The organism is Planococcus koreensis (genome assembly GCF_004761975.1).
GTDB lineage: Bacteria > Bacillota > Bacilli > Bacillales_A > Planococcaceae > Planococcus > Planococcus koreensis.
Window position 1 is genome coordinate 36,342 of record NZ_RQII01000068.1, and the last position, 13,865, is coordinate 50,206.

Here is a 13,865-nt window from a genome sequence, read left to right on the forward strand (position 1 = left end):
AATGAGGGGGAATAGAGATGTTTTCAGCGAAACAGAGGCCGGAACAAATCGGCAAGCTTTCCAAATACCAGTTTGATGTGTTGGTGATCGGGGGCGGCATTACCGGAGCGGGCATTGCACTGGATGCGGTGTCCCGCGGCATGTCGGTCGCATTGGTTGAAATGCAGGATTTTGCAGCGGGCACTTCCAGCCGTTCCACAAAATTGGTTCATGGCGGACTGCGGTATTTAAAGCAGTTCGAGGTGAAGCTTGTTGCGGAAGTCGGCAAAGAACGGGAAATCGTTTATGAAAATGCAGTCCATGTGACAGAACCGCAGCGCATGCTGCTGCCGTTCCACAAGGGTGGAACGTTTGGGCCCATTTCGACATCACTTGGCCTTCGGGTCTATGATTTTCTGGCGGGCGTCAAAAAAAGCGAACGCCGCAAGATGCTGAAGCCGGAAGAAGCGCTGGAAAAAGAGCCTTTGCTGAAAAAGGAAGGCTTGCTCGGAGGCGGCTATTACGTCGAATACCGGACGGATGACGCGCGCCTGACGCTGGAAACGCTGAAGAAAGCGGCGGAGGGCGGAGCGGTCTGCCTGAACTACGCAAAAGCCGAAAGCTTCCTTTATAAAAACGGCAAAGTGGCTGGCGCACGCATTCAAGATGTTGTGAACGGGCAAAGGTTCGAAGTGGATGCACAGGTAACAATCAATGCATCGGGTCCTTGGGTGGATGAAGTCAGAAGCCTCGATGCAAAGGCGACAGGCAAACAGCTGCGCTTGACGAAAGGCACGCATATCGTCGTCGATCAGAAAAAATTCCCGCTCCGCCATGCCGTCTATTTTGACACGCCGGATAAACGCATGGTTTTCGCGATTCCTCGGGATACGAAAGTCTATGTCGGCACAACCGATACCTTTTTTGAGCAAAATCCGATCGATCCGAGTGCTACGAAAGAAGATGTCGCCTACTTGATCGAAGCGGTGAGCGGTATGTTTCCGGAAATCCGCTTGGCACCAAGCGACATCGAATCGACATGGGCAGGCGTTAGGCCGCTTATCCTAGAAGAAGGCTTGGACCCGTCCGAAATTTCCCGGAAAGATGAAATCTGGGAATCGGACAACGGTCTGATCTCTATTGCTGGCGGCAAATTGACAGGCTACCGGAAAATGGCGGAAACGATTGTAGACAAAACAGCGAAAAAGCTGGAAAAGAAAACCGGCAAAAAATACGGCAGTTCCATTACAAAGCATTTGCCGTTATCGGGCGGCGATTTTGGCGGCTCGGAAAACTTTGGCGGATTCGTCAGCCAAACGGCATTGTCTGCAGGCCAATTCGGCTTGTCAGCAGAAGAAGGCCGCATGCTGGCGCAATTTTTCGGAACGAACGCCGGCAAAGTGTTCGGCTATTATCAGCTAATGCCTGACAACAATCCCCAGGGGCTGCCAAAGTCGTTGGCAGCCATCCTGAAATACATGATTGAAGATGAAATGGCTTTCACCCCTGCAGACTTTTTTGTCAGACGAACGGGTGACCTTTATTTCCATATCGCGGATGTCGTACGCTATAAGGAAAGTGTGCTGGCGTTCATGGCCAGCGAATTGAATTACAGCGAAGAACAGAAAACGCAATACCGCAATGAATTGAACGAAGAAATCCAGCGGGCGACCCGATATGTGAGAGGGGCATTGCAATGAAAATCAACAAAAGTTATGTAGAAATGTCAGATGGCCATGAAGTTTATTGTGAAATGGTATGCCCGCCTTCACCCATCGGCCATGTCCATGTGATTCACGGCATGGCCGAGCATGTCGGCCGCTACGAGGAATTCATATTGTTTCTGGCAGCGAAAGGATTTGCGGTATCAGCACACGATCAGCGCGGTCATGGCAAAACAGCTCAACGCAGCGGGACCATCGGATTTTTCGCTGAAGCTGACGGTTTCCAGCGGGTAGTCGATGATGCCAAGGAAATGATCGATCATGCAAAAGATGAATTTGGAGATCTTCCGCTCATCGTGTTCGGCCACAGCATGGGGTCGTTTGTAGTTCGCCGTTTCATCCAATTGCACAGCGCGGGCATCAGCAGCGTTGTGTTGTCAGGAAGCGGTGGAAACCCCGGCTTTTCGGGCAAAGCGGGGCTGGCATTCGCTTTAGCTGCGGCGAAAGCGCAAGGACAGACAGCAGTGAGCGAAGCGCTTGGGAAAATGACGTTTGGCAGTTTCAATAAACCGTTTAAGAACGAAGGATCCGCATATGCTTGGCTCAGCCGGGACAATTCCGAGGTAGCCAAATACGAAGCGGATCCGATGTGCGGTGCGCCATCCACAAACCAATTCTACGTAGATTTATTCACCGGCTTGGATTTGATCCATCGCAAAGCGGAAGTGGGTAAAATCCGCAAAGATTTGCCTTTATTGCTGATCAGCGGTTCCGCTGACCCGGTCGGAGGCAATGGCAAAGGCATTTTCCAGGCGGCTGAACAATACCAGAATGCCGGCATGACGAATGTCCGCGTGCATTTGGCAGAAGGCGGCCGGCACGAATTGCTGAATGAAATTGATAAAGAAGTCCATTACGAAATTATTGCAGATTGGATGTTGGAAAATGATTGATGTAATTGCCATAGTGGGCCCTACGGCTTCCGGCAAAACTGCGCTGAGCCTGGAGCTTGCTAAACGCTTCAATGGTGAAATCATCAATGGCGATTCGATGCAAGTATACCGCGGCATGTCGATCGGCACAGCGAAAATCAGTATTGAAGAAATGCAAGGTGTGCCCCACCACTTGCTCGACATCAAGGAACCGGAAGAATCTTTTTCGGTGGCAGAATACCAAGGTCTAGTGCGCAGCAAAATTGAAGAAATCCAATCGCGGGGCAAACTGCCCATCCTTGTAGGGGGATCAGGCCTGTATGTTCAGGCGGTTTTATTCGATTACCGCTTTACGGACGGCCAAGTTGATGAAAAAGTAAGGGCTGCTTTATATGAAGAGCTCGAACAGTTTGGTCCGCAGCATATGCACGATAAATTGATGGCAATGGACCCGGCAACGGATATTCATCGGAACAACACAAGGCGCGTCATCCGCGCACTTGAAATTTTGGAAAGCGGCGATCAGCAAGCAGACCGCAGCCTGGCGTTGTCCCCGATATACAACGAGGTTATCATTGGACTCGATATCGACCGCGATGTCCTGTATCAGCGCATCAATGAGCGCGTCGATGTGATGCTGGAGCAAGGTCTTCTGGATGAGGTTGCAGCGCTGCGCGACCGCGGCGTCCGCGATACCCAGTCGATCCAAGCAATCGGCTACAGGGAATTATATGGATTTCTTGAAGGAACTGTGGATTTTGGGGAAGCGGTCAGCCAGTTAAAACAAAATTCACGGAAATACGCGAAGAGGCAATTCACTTATTTCAAAAACAAGCTGCCGATTTTCTGGATTGATGCAATAGCCGATCTGGAAAAAAACATTCAGGAAATTGAAGCATTCATGCAGGAAAAAGACCGTGCCCGTCGAATAGAAATAATTGCGGTAAAAAATAAAGACTAGGGGTTATGAGGGGGATATTCATGAAGCCAGTAAACATTCAAGATGTTTATTTGAACCAGCTGCGCAAAAACAATATTTACGTAACTGTCTTTTTATTGAATGGTTTTCAATTGAAAGGTACGATTAAATCCTATGATAATTTCACAGTGCTGGTTGAGTCCGAAGGCAAGCAGCAGCTGATTTACAAGCATGCCATTTCGACTTTTTCACCGTCGAAACCGGTTGCGATCGAACATCAGGATTGATCTTTCAGCAAATATGCAAAGGGCTTATAAGCCAATTAACAAGATTAACGGGAGGCAATAACAATGAAATCAATTTCTACTGATGAATTGCAGGGAAAATTGGAAGCTGGCGAAAAGGTTCAGCTGATTGACGTGCGCGAAGATGACGAAGTGGCGGCTGGCATGGTGCCGGGCGCTAAGCACATTGCACTTGGCACATTGCCGGACCGCTTGTCGGAAGTTGACAGCTCCCAAGCAGTGCATGTCATTTGCCGCTCAGGAAAACGCAGCGCGAAAGCGTGCGAAATTCTTGAATCTGGCGGTATCGAAGCCGTCAACGTTGATGGCGGGATGCTTGATTGGAAAGGCGAAACACACGCCTGATTGTAAAACGCAAAAGACCGCCTGGCTTTTAGAAGCCGGGCGGTCTTTTTATTGTGAATGGGTTGTCAGGATTTTACGTGTCGGCAGGCGCCATCTGTATGTGAAAGAGAGAATGCGCAATGCGGTGATGCAGATAAACAGGATATACAGCATCGAGTCAGTGCGCACCATATCAAAGCTGATGAGTATGCCCGCCATCGCAGCCCACACCGCATAAATTTCCGCTTTTAGGACAAGCGGCTTGCGGCCGGCTAGGACGTCCCGGACCATGCCGCCGCCGGAACCCGTCAAAACGGCTGCGACGACAACCGCGTATACCGGCATTTCCAAATTCACTGCGTAAAGTGCACCTTGTATAGCAAATGCGGATAACCCGATGGCATCAAAGAAATTGCCCCAGCGGTTCCAATGGCTTAATAGCTTATTCGGAAAAAGGAAAACGAGGGTGACGGACAATAAGGCAAGCTGAAACATCATTTCCTGCTCCCATAATGCTGATACTGGCACGCCGATCAATAAATTCCGGATGGCTCCGCCGCCGAATGCCGTCACAATCCCCAGCAGATAGACCCCGAAAATATCGTATTCCTCTTCCATTGCAATAATAGCCCCGGACACCGCAAAAGCGATCGTCCCGATGGCACTTAATACTTCCCAAGCCATATGATGCATCCTCCCGAAATGTTCAACTCTATGAATTGTAGCAGAATTTGACGCAATTTCAAGTTTAATTGCATAATAGGGAGTGAGCAAAAAAGAATGGAGAATTAGATGCAAACTACCATACGTGCAATAGAAGATACAATTCAAAACGAGCTGCAAAAAGCGGATGACATCGCCTTTTTGAACCAGAAAAAAGTGTTGGAGGCTTTCCATTCGCAAAAAGTCAGCGACCACCATTTCAATCCTTCCACGGGGTATGGCTATGACGATGAAGGGCGCGATACACTTGAACGCGTTTATGCGGCTGTTTTCAAAGCGGAAGCGGCATTGGTGCGGCCTCAGATCATCTCAGGGACGCATGCCATCACGATTTCGTTATTCGGCGTTTTACGGCCGGGCGACGAACTGCTTTACCTGACTGGAAAACCCTACGACACCTTGGACGCCATTGTGTCAGGCGGAGAACAGGATACCGGTTCACTGCGGGATTTCGGCATCAGCTACCAGCATGTGCCGTTGGCTGAAGACAATAGCATTGACTGGGAAACTGCAAAAAAAGCCATTCACGAACGGACGAAAGTGATCGCCATCCAGCGTTCAAGAGGCTATGATACCCGTCCATCGTTTACCATAGCTGAGATAGCCGAGATGATTGCTGAAATCCGCGCCATAAAACCCGACGCCATTGTTTTCGTCGATAATTGCTACGGTGAATTCGTCGAAGAACAAGAACCGATTGAAGCGGGTGCTGATTTGATTGCCGGATCGCTTATCAAAAATCCAGGCGGCGGACTGGCTAAAATTGGCGGCTATATTGCCGGCAGAAAAGATTTAGTGGAAAAATGCGGTTATCGTATGACTTCGCCGGGTATAGGAGGAGAAGCAGGGGCATCGCTGAATGCATTGCCGGATATGTACCAAGGGTTTTTTATGGCTCCCCATATCGTGTCGCAGGCATTGAAAGGCGCGATTTTTACATCCGCGCTTCTGGAATCCGTCGGAATGGCAACATCTCCACATTATTCAGCGAAACGGACAGATTTGATCCAGTCCGTTTCATTCAACACCGCTGAGCAAATGGTGGCATTCTGCCAAACGATCCAAGCGAGTTCACCGGTCAATGCGCAATTTAAACCAGAACCTGCCTATATGCCAGGCTATGAAGACGATGTCATCATGGCAGCCGGTACGTTCGTACAAGGGTCAAGCATTGAATTGACCGCTGACGGCCCGATCAGGCCGCCTTACACCGCTTTTGTACAAGGCGGGCTCACTTACGAGCATGTGAAAATAGCTGTCTTAAACTCAATTGAAACCTTAAAAAAATCAAATCTGATTTAACATAAATTTCCGCACATAACCGTGCGGAAATTTTTTATGTTAGAAAACCTAACATTCGTTTGACAAGTTATCTGACATCCTTTACACTAAAGGAGCAGTAATTAGTGAAATGGGTGAAAAACATGACACACCGCGTTCGCAGGACGATGCCGCTTCTTCCTATCAGTATAGTAATGCAGCTGACGGAATTGACAGCGCGCCAAATCCGTTACTACGAAGAGCACGAGTTGATCAGCCCAGCGCGATCGGAAGGGAACAAGCGGATGTTTTCATTAAACGACGTGGACACTCTTCTGGAAATCAAGGATTTTCTGGACCAAGGCATTAATATCGCGGGCATCAAAAAGATTTATGCCCTGCGTTCACAGCCAACAATTGAAAAGACAGCGCCACAGACAATCACGGACGCCGAGCTGCGGAGAATTTTGAGGGACGAAATGCTGAACTCAAAATCATTCGACAGAGGCGGCATCAGGCAAGGGGATTTATCCCGTTTCTTTAAATGAACCGGGTTACATAAACAATCATAGGAGAGTGAAGCGAACATGAGCAAGTATACTAAAGATGACATTAAACGTTTGGTGCAAGAACAAGAAGTGAACTTTATCCGTCTGCAATTCACAGACATCTTGGGTATCATTAAGAACGTTGAAATCCCTACATCCCAATTGGATAAGGCTTTAGACAACAAAATGATGTTCGACGGTTCTTCTATTGATGGATTTGTACGAATCGAAGAATCAGATATGTACCTATTCCCTGATCTTGACACATGGGTCGTTTTCCCTTGGATCACAGGCAAAGGTAAAGTGGCACGTTTAATCTGCGATATCTACCGTGCAGACGGAACACCGTTTGATGGAGATCCACGCAATAACTTGAAGCGCGTACTGAAAGAAATGGAAGAGCTTGGCTTTACACATTTCAATCTTGGGCCTGAGCCGGAATTCTTCTTGTTCAAATTGGACGAGCGCGGCGAACCTTCTTTGGAATTGAACGATAATGGCGGTTATTTTGACTTGGCGCCGATGGACCTTGGCGAAAACTGCCGCCGCGACATCGTGCTAGAGTTAGAGGAAATGGGCTTTGAAATCGAAGCATCCCACCACGAAGTAGCTCCAGGACAGCACGAAATCGACTTTAAATACGCGGATGCTGTCAAAGCATGCGACGATATCCAAACATTTAAATTAGTGGTTAAAACCATTGCACGCAAACACGGCCTGCACGCAACATTCATGCCGAAGCCATTGTTCGGCGTCAACGGATCAGGGATGCACATGAACGTTTCCCTATTCAACGGCAAAGAAAATGCTTTCTTGGATGAAGATGGCGAATTGAAGTTGAGCGAAACTGCTTATCAATTCCTTGCAGGAATCCTTGAGCACGCTGAAGGATTCACAGCTATTACAAATCCTACAGTCAATTCTTACAAACGCCTCGTACCGGGCTACGAAGCACCTTGCTACGTTGCTTGGTCTGGACAAAACCGCAGCCCGTTGATCCGTATCCCGGCATCACGCGGATTGTCGACACGCGTGGAAGTGCGTTCTGTTGACCCTGCTGCAAATCCTTACTTGGCAATGGCTGTATTATTGGCTGCTGGCCTTGACGGCATCAAGAAGAAAATGACGCCGCCTAAAGCTGTAGACCGCAATATCTACGCAATGAACAGAAAAGAGCGCGAAGCTGTCGGCATCCAAGATCTTCCGCCAACATTGTACGCAGCTCTGCAAGAATTCCAAAGCAACGAAGTGATGACAAAAGCACTTGGATCACACATCACAAACAACTTTGTGGAAGCGAAAGAAATCGAGTGGGATATGTTCCGCATTGCGGTTCACCCATGGGAGCGCGAGCAATACCTGAAAATGTATTAAGCAAAATGAAACCGCCAGCGCAAATTGCGCTGGCGGTTTTTTAACGGTTAATAATGAGATAACATACTATATCTAAAGTGGAAGAATGAGTAATTCAACACTGCATGAAATAAACGCGAGAAAAATTATTTTTATTGGAAGTTTAGCGTAATGGGCACCGGGGTATTATTTAAAAGAATTCATAAATAGGATTAATAACCCGTACTGAATTTTCTTAGTGCTTAAGAAGATTTTGTGGGGGGTGATTAATTTGACAAAGATTCAAGGGGTAAAAGATCTGCTGAAGTACTTAGAATCAGCAGGCTGCCCGATGACTGAAGAACAGATTAATGAAGGCATTGCAAAAAGGCAGATTCCACATAGCCAGTCCTACGCCAATACAATCTTTTTTGACTTGAGGCATATCGATTGGTGGATTTCGGAACAGCAAAAGCAAGAAAGCAAAAATTGAATACTATCTTCGGAAAACCGGTACCCCGGATTCGGCTCCCAGAGAGTCCGTATCCGGGGTTTTCCCTATTCTTTTATGCAAATGAATTCAAAAAAAGAATGCACAACACATCCCTTTCTTGGTGTATGATAGACAGAAGCGAAAATAATCTGATTTTAAGGAGGCCCTATGCATGAAAACTTTTCAAGTGGAATTTTATTTTGACCAAGGCAATACCATTGTCCTGACATCATATGCAGAAGATAAGGAATCAGCATTGCGGAATATTCCTACCCATGGCACGTTTGAAATTACGGACCAGGACAACGATCGCCTATACCGCATCACCATCACTCAAGTAAAATACATCATGGTCTATGAATTATAAGGTCTGAAGCATCGCGTTTTAACGGATGCTTTTTTTATGCAGAAAATTAATGGCAGGGAGCTGGCTATGGATGGAATACAGAGGTTCAAGTGTTTACGATGAAAAAGATTTTTTGGATCGTTATTTAAAGCGGCGCAACCGCAAAGAAAGTCCGAACAACGCGATTGAAGAACCGGTAATTTGGAAGCTGGCTGGCGACGTCATAGGCAAAGAAATTTTGGATCTGGGCTGCGGAGACGGCTCATTCGGCCAAAAGCTGCTTGCGGCAGGGGCGGCATCGTATACAGGGATTGAAGGCTCTACAGAGATGGCGCAATTGGCTGCCAAAGCCACAGCGTCTCTGGGAGGGGAAATCGAAACAGCAGACCTTGAGTTGTTTAAAGCAAACGGTGCGCAATACGATTTGATCGTCTCCCGTTTTGTCATCCATTACCTGTCAGATATCGAGCGCTTGTTTGAAGAAGTCCACCGTTCGCTGCTGCCTGGCGGGAAATTCGTTTTCACTGTACAGCACCCGGTAACCACAGCTGCATTTACCAGCAAAGCCCAAGGGGAGCTTAGGGGTGATTGGCTGGTGGATGATTATTTCAAGGAAGGCAAACGCCAAGAACCTTGGATAGGAAAGACGGTTGTCAAGCATCACCGGACAATTGAGACCTATTTCACAGCGCTTGCAAATGCAGCGCTTACTGTAACGGCTCTCAAAGAGGGCCATCCTGTGCGGGCCAATTTTGATTCCGATGCTGAGTTTGAACGGCGGGAACGCATTCCGTTGATGCTCATTTTGGCTGCACAAAAAAAATAATGGCAATTAAAAAAGCGCTGAGAGAAATTTCTCTCGGCGCTTTTGTGCTTGTATATGTGATTAATGTAATTGGCGGTACACGCCGACCACTTTTCCAAGGATGGAGACCTGGTCTACGATGATTGGATCCATCGATGAGTTTTCAGGCTGCAAGCGGAAATAATTGTCTTCTTTAAAAAATCGTTTGACTGTCGCTTCGTCATCAGCGGTCATCGCCACAACGATGTCGCCGTTGTTAGCGGTTTGCTGTTGTTTAACTACGACATAGTCACCATTCAGTATGCCAGCTTCAATCATACTTTCACCCATGATTTCAAGCATGAAAATATGGTCGTCTTCTGTTCCGTATGTTTGTGGCAGCGGAAAATATTCTTCCACGTTTTCAATCGCAGTGATCGGAACGCCAGCAGTTACTTTACCGACGAGCGGTACATGAAGGACAGGGCTTTTCTCGATCAGTGCATCGTCCGTGCTGATGATTTCGATTGCTCTCGGTTTTGTCGGGTCGCGGCGGATCAAGCCTTTGCTTTCAAGGCGGGCAAGATGGCCATGGACAGTCGAGCTTGATGCCAAGCCAACTGCTTCTCCGATTTCACGTACGGATGGCGGGTAGCCCTTAGCCCGGACTTCATCTTTTATGAATGTCAAAATATCTTCTTGGCGTTTCGATACTTTTTTCAACAGTTTCACCTCTTTTTAGTAGTTCAGCATGTTTTCTACCAATAGTATACCAACTTGGGATATGAAATGCAAACATAGGTTCGAATTTATTTGTTGACAAAAACACTTGTTCGCATTAAAGTAAGAACATACATTCCGAACACATATTCTTAGGAGGCGGTTCTTATGACATTCATTCAAAAAAATTCTTACCTGACAGTACTATTTCTTCTGATCCTATCTTTTTCATTTTATTCGGTGTTCACCCATAATGCGCAGGAAGGCCAAATGAGCCTAGTGCAAGTTGAACAAGGGGATACTTTATGGACACTTGCGGAATCTTTCAGCGGCAATACCCCCCATCAGGAGTGGATTGAAGAAATCATGAAGGAGAACGGCTTAAGCACTCCGAAGATCATTGCCGGACAATCGATCAAAATCCCCAGCGAACAACTGAAATTCGCCCCAGACGAAACCACCAAACTGGCGGGTGATGCAGAATGAAGAAATCTGCGTTAATTTATTGCCGCGTCAGCACCACGAAAGACACCCAGGAAAGTTCACTTGCACGGCAGGAAGAAGAATTATTGAAATTTGCATTTGCACAAGGATACATGGTTTCAGACATTTTTACAGATCAGCACAGCGGCTACGAAATGGACCGGGAAGGGCTTCTGGAGATGCTCAATGTCATTAAAACCGATAAAGTTTCAGCGGTATTCATCCAGGATGAAACCCGCCTTGGCCGCGGCCATGCACGAATCGCGCTGCTTCATGTCATGAAGAAATATGGCGTGGAGGTTTTTACATTGACCGATCAAGGACCCATCGCATTGAACGATATGGATGACATGGTATTGGAGATTTTAGCGGTTGTTGAAGAGTACCAGCGCAAAATACATAATGCCAAGATCAAACGCGGCATGAAGCGCGCTGTTGAAAATGGATACAAACCTGAACGCAACCTGAAAGGCAGGGGCAACCCGGATGGCCGGGAGCGCTTAGACCTGCCGATCGACCAGATTGTCAGCCTTAAACAGAATGGGCTGACGTTCCATGAAATTGCGGTAACGCTGCAAGGCTTCGGGTATCAGGCGAGCAAAGCAACTGTCCACAGGCGCTACAGGGAATTCCTTGAGATGAAAGAAGGCTAATATATTGCAGAAATCCCGCTTCTTTTGTACGATATGGTAGAAGAAAGGCGGGATTCTATTGTTATCACCAGATAAAATAAAACGCATAAACGAATTATCACGAAAATCAAAGACCGCGGGTTTGTCCATTGAAGAGGCAAAAGAACAATCTGCATTGCGCCAGGAATACTTGTCGACTTTCCGCCAAACGATGCGCGGTACAATTGAAAACGTAAAAGTGATTGATCCGGAAGGCAACGATGTTACGCCGGAGAAGGTCAAAAATATCCGGGAGAACAAGTATTTAAATTAATACTTGTTCTCTTTTTTGTTTGCCCCGATGCCAGAACTCAGCTGTCGGCGCATTTCTAGTTGTATTCTGGCCTATTGTTGACTACACTAGAATAGGATTAAAATAGTTTTTGAGAGGATGTTTTTATGTCAAACCATGCAGATCAACTTGCGGTAACTACTATACGTACACTTTCCATCGATGCAATTGAGAAAGCGAACTCAGGGCATCCGGGATTGCCAATGGGAGCAGCTCCTATGGCTTATACATTATGGACTAAACACATGAACCACAACCCGAAAAATCCGAACTGGTTCAACCGTGACCGTTTCGTGCTATCAGCTGGACATGGTTCAATGCTTTTATACAGCCTGTTGCATTTGAGCGGCTACGGGCTTGAGTTGGATGAGATCAAAAACTTCCGCCAATGGGATTCGAAAACACCGGGCCATCCGGAATATCACCACACAGTTGGCGTAGAAGCGACAACTGGACCACTTGGCCAAGGAATCGGCATGGCAGTGGGCATGGCTATGGCGGAGCGCCATTTGTCAGCTACATATAATAAAGACAATATGGATGTCATCGATCACCATACTTTCTCTCTTTGCGGAGACGGAGATTTGATGGAAGGTGTTGCAGGCGAAGCGATTTCACTTGCTGGGCATTTGAAGTTGAACAAATTGGTCGTTTTATACGATAGCAATGATATTTCACTTGACGGCGATCTTGACATGAGTTTCTCTGAAAACATTCAAAAGCGCTTTGAATCATATGGCTGGAACTACCTGCGCGTAGACGACGGCAACAAGTTGGACGATTTGTCTGAAAAAATTGCGCAAGCGAAACAATCAACGGACAAACCGACATTGATCGAAGTAAAAACAGTCATCGGCTACGGCGCGCCAAACAAATCCGGTAAAGCGGATGCTCACGGAGCACCACTTGGTGAAGCTGAAATGAAACTTGTTAAAGAATATTACAAGTGGACTTTTGATGAAGATTTTTATGTTCCAGAAGAAGTTTATGAAACATTCAACAAAGCGACTGAAGAGCTAGGCGGCAACGCTGAAAAAGCTTGGAACGAATTGTTCGCTAAATACGAAGCGGCACATCCGGAATTGGCTCAGCAGCTGCAAAAAGCGATCAAAGGCGAATTGCCAGAGAACTTCGATGCAGATTTCCCTGTCTACGAAGCTGGTAAAAAACAAGCGACTCGTGCTTCTTCAGGCGATATGGTCAATGCCATTGCAAAAGCCGTACCATCGTTCTTCGGCGGAAGTGCCGATTTGGCTGGTTCGAACAAAACGACCATCAAAGGCGGCGGCGACTTTGATGCGGAAAATCCGACTGGACGCAACATCTGGTTCGGTGTACGTGAATTCGCAATGGGAACTGCCCTTAATGGTATGGCTCTCCACGGCGGACTTAATGTCTTCGGCGGAACATTCTTCGTGTTCAGCGATTACGTGCGCCCAGCAATCCGCCTTGCAGCATTAATGGGATTACCGGTCACATACGTCTTTACACACGATAGTGTCGCAGTTGGCGAAGATGGCCCGACTCACGAGCCAGTCGAACATTTGGCTTCACTTCGCGCTATGCCAAACTTGAGCGTTATGCGCCCGGCTGATGCCAACGAAACCAAAGCAGCATGGAAACTTGCTGTCACAGCGAAAGGCCACCCGACGCTATTGGTGCTTTCACGCCAAGACTTGCCGGTTCTTGAACACAGCGGCGAATTGGCTGACAGCGGTGTGGAAAAAGGGGCATACGTCGTATCTCCTGCTGAAAACCCGCAAGCTCTACTGCTTGCAACCGGTTCTGAAGTAAGCCTCGCAGTTGAAGCCCAAAAGCAGTTGGCTGAAGAAGGTATTGCTGTATCCGTTGTTTCCATGCCATCATGGGACCGCTTCGAGAAACAGGACAAAGCATACAAACAGTCTGTCATCCCGACAACTGTCAAAAAGCGCCTGGCAATCGAAATGGGAACTTCATTCGGCTGGGAACGCTACACAGGCGACGAAGGCGACATTCTATCAATCGACCGTTTTGGTGCAAGCGCACCTGGCGACCGCATCATGAAAGAATTCGGCTTCACTCCTGAAAACGTAGTAGCAAAAGTCAAA

General features: G+C 47.3%; 17 protein-coding genes. 15 read left to right on the plus strand and 2 right to left on the minus strand.

The features are described from left to right. Positions 1-17: 17 nt before the first annotated feature. The 5 genes from EGV91_RS15540 (at position 18) to EGV91_RS15560 (ending at position 4,144) form a co-directional block, all read left to right on the plus strand. Positions 18-1,679, plus strand: coding sequence for a glycerol-3-phosphate dehydrogenase/oxidase (locus tag EGV91_RS15540; protein ID WP_135505286.1), 1,662 nt, complete (start codon positions 18-20; stop codon positions 1,677-1,679). Further along, on the plus strand, positions 1,676-2,596 hold the full coding sequence (locus tag EGV91_RS15545; RefSeq protein WP_135505288.1) for an alpha/beta hydrolase: 921 nt from the start codon (positions 1,676-1,678) through the stop codon (positions 2,594-2,596). Before EGV91_RS15540 ends, EGV91_RS15545 begins: the two co-directional genes overlap by 4 nt. Beyond that, entirely contained in the window at positions 2,589-3,536 is a 948-nt protein-coding gene (gene miaA / locus EGV91_RS15550; protein ID WP_135505290.1) for a tRNA (adenosine(37)-N6)-dimethylallyltransferase MiaA, read from the plus strand. Before EGV91_RS15545 ends, miaA begins: the two co-directional genes overlap by 8 nt. A 20-nt stretch (positions 3,537-3,556) precedes the next feature. Then, entirely contained in the window at positions 3,557-3,781 is a 225-nt protein-coding gene (hfq, locus tag EGV91_RS15555; RefSeq protein ID WP_135505292.1) for an RNA chaperone Hfq, read from the plus strand. A 63-nt stretch (positions 3,782-3,844) separates the two neighbouring features. Further along, the gene (locus EGV91_RS15560) at positions 3,845-4,144 is read left to right on the plus strand and encodes a rhodanese-like domain-containing protein (protein WP_135505294.1); all 300 of its coding nucleotides are present in this window, start codon (positions 3,845-3,847) and stop codon (positions 4,142-4,144) included. 48 nt (positions 4,145-4,192) lie between these two features. On the opposite strand, the gene EGV91_RS15565 is transcribed toward EGV91_RS15560, so the two are convergent. Continuing rightward, entirely contained in the window at positions 4,193-4,807 is a 615-nt protein-coding gene (locus tag EGV91_RS15565) for a trimeric intracellular cation channel family protein (RefSeq protein WP_135505296.1), read from the minus strand. A gap of 108 nt (positions 4,808-4,915) precedes the next feature. Between EGV91_RS15565 and EGV91_RS15570 the strand changes: the two genes are divergently transcribed. The 6 genes from EGV91_RS15570 to EGV91_RS15595 all read left to right on the plus strand — a co-directional run bounded on the left by EGV91_RS15570 (position 4,916) and on the right by EGV91_RS15595 (position 9,651). After that, the gene (locus EGV91_RS15570) at positions 4,916-6,148 is read left to right on the plus strand and encodes a methionine gamma-lyase family protein (RefSeq protein ID WP_135505298.1); all 1,233 of its coding nucleotides are present in this window, start codon (positions 4,916-4,918) and stop codon (positions 6,146-6,148) included. A 122-nt stretch (positions 6,149-6,270) separates the two neighbouring features. Continuing rightward, positions 6,271-6,654: a MerR family transcriptional regulator gene (locus EGV91_RS15575; protein WP_135505321.1), complete on the plus strand. Its 384-nt coding sequence runs from the start codon at positions 6,271-6,273 to the stop codon at positions 6,652-6,654. A gap of 39 nt (positions 6,655-6,693) precedes the next feature. Next, positions 6,694-8,028: a type I glutamate--ammonia ligase gene (gene glnA / locus EGV91_RS15580; RefSeq protein WP_135505300.1), complete on the plus strand. Its 1,335-nt coding sequence runs from the start codon at positions 6,694-6,696 to the stop codon at positions 8,026-8,028. 250 nt (positions 8,029-8,278) lie between these two features. Then, positions 8,279-8,479: a hypothetical protein gene (locus EGV91_RS15585; RefSeq protein ID WP_135505303.1), complete on the plus strand. Its 201-nt coding sequence runs from the start codon at positions 8,279-8,281 to the stop codon at positions 8,477-8,479. A 172-nt stretch (positions 8,480-8,651) separates the two neighbouring features. Beyond that, on the plus strand, positions 8,652-8,846 hold the full coding sequence (locus EGV91_RS15590) for a hypothetical protein (protein WP_135505305.1): 195 nt from the start codon (positions 8,652-8,654) through the stop codon (positions 8,844-8,846). 70 nt (positions 8,847-8,916) lie between these two features. Further along, positions 8,917-9,651: a class I SAM-dependent methyltransferase gene (locus EGV91_RS15595; RefSeq protein WP_135505307.1), complete on the plus strand. Its 735-nt coding sequence runs from the start codon at positions 8,917-8,919 to the stop codon at positions 9,649-9,651. Between the two features lie 60 nt (positions 9,652-9,711). Here EGV91_RS15595 and lexA read toward each other — a convergent pair whose 3' ends face one another. After that, complete coding sequence (lexA, locus tag EGV91_RS15600) at positions 9,712-10,332, minus strand: transcriptional repressor LexA (RefSeq protein WP_135505309.1); 621 nt, start codon at positions 10,330-10,332, stop codon at positions 9,712-9,714. Positions 10,333-10,497: 165 nt separating this feature from the next. Between lexA and yneA the strand changes: the two genes are divergently transcribed. The 4 genes from yneA to tkt form a co-directional block, all read left to right on the plus strand. Then, positions 10,498-10,815: a cell division suppressor protein YneA gene (gene yneA / locus EGV91_RS15605; protein ID WP_135505311.1), complete on the plus strand. Its 318-nt coding sequence runs from the start codon at positions 10,498-10,500 to the stop codon at positions 10,813-10,815. After that, the gene (locus tag EGV91_RS15610) at positions 10,812-11,465 is read left to right on the plus strand and encodes a YneB family resolvase-like protein (protein ID WP_135505313.1); all 654 of its coding nucleotides are present in this window, start codon (positions 10,812-10,814) and stop codon (positions 11,463-11,465) included. The genes yneA and EGV91_RS15610 overlap by 4 nt, the downstream gene beginning before the upstream one ends. 58 nt (positions 11,466-11,523) lie before the next feature. Beyond that, entirely contained in the window at positions 11,524-11,757 is a 234-nt protein-coding gene (locus EGV91_RS15615) for a DUF896 domain-containing protein (RefSeq protein WP_135505315.1), read from the plus strand. A gap of 125 nt (positions 11,758-11,882) precedes the next feature. Further along, positions 11,883-13,865, plus strand: a 1,983-nt coding sequence (gene tkt / locus EGV91_RS15620; protein WP_135505317.1) for a transketolase, incomplete at its 3' end; no start/stop codon positions are given.

Excerpts from the sequence above, each read along its gene's own strand:
- EGV91_RS15540 (WP_135505286.1), top strand. The coding sequence starts at position 18 with ATGTTTTCAGCGAAACAGAGGCCGGAACAAATCGGCAAGCTTTCCAAA.
- EGV91_RS15545 (WP_135505288.1), top strand. The coding sequence starts at position 1,676 with ATGAAAATCAACAAAAGTTATGTAGAAATGTCAGATGGCCATGAAGTT.
- miaA (WP_135505290.1), top strand. The coding sequence starts at position 2,589 with ATGATTGATGTAATTGCCATAGTGGGCCCTACGGCTTCCGGCAAAACT.
- hfq (WP_135505292.1), top strand. The coding sequence starts at position 3,557 with ATGAAGCCAGTAAACATTCAAGATGTTTATTTGAACCAGCTGCGCAAA.
- EGV91_RS15560 (WP_135505294.1), top strand. The coding sequence starts at position 3,845 with ATGAAATCAATTTCTACTGATGAATTGCAGGGAAAATTGGAAGCTGGC.
- EGV91_RS15565 (WP_135505296.1), bottom strand. The coding sequence starts at position 4,807 with ATGGCTTGGGAAGTATTAAGTGCCATCGGGACGATCGCTTTTGCGGTG.
- EGV91_RS15570 (WP_135505298.1), top strand. The coding sequence starts at position 4,916 with ATGCAAACTACCATACGTGCAATAGAAGATACAATTCAAAACGAGCTG.
- EGV91_RS15575 (WP_135505321.1), top strand. The coding sequence starts at position 6,271 with ATGACACACCGCGTTCGCAGGACGATGCCGCTTCTTCCTATCAGTATA.
- glnA (WP_135505300.1), top strand. The coding sequence starts at position 6,694 with ATGAGCAAGTATACTAAAGATGACATTAAACGTTTGGTGCAAGAACAA.
- EGV91_RS15590 (WP_135505305.1), top strand. The coding sequence starts at position 8,652 with ATGAAAACTTTTCAAGTGGAATTTTATTTTGACCAAGGCAATACCATT.
- EGV91_RS15595 (WP_135505307.1), top strand. The coding sequence starts at position 8,917 with ATGGAATACAGAGGTTCAAGTGTTTACGATGAAAAAGATTTTTTGGAT.
- yneA (WP_135505311.1), top strand. The coding sequence starts at position 10,498 with ATGACATTCATTCAAAAAAATTCTTACCTGACAGTACTATTTCTTCTG.
- EGV91_RS15610 (WP_135505313.1), top strand. The coding sequence starts at position 10,812 with ATGAAGAAATCTGCGTTAATTTATTGCCGCGTCAGCACCACGAAAGAC.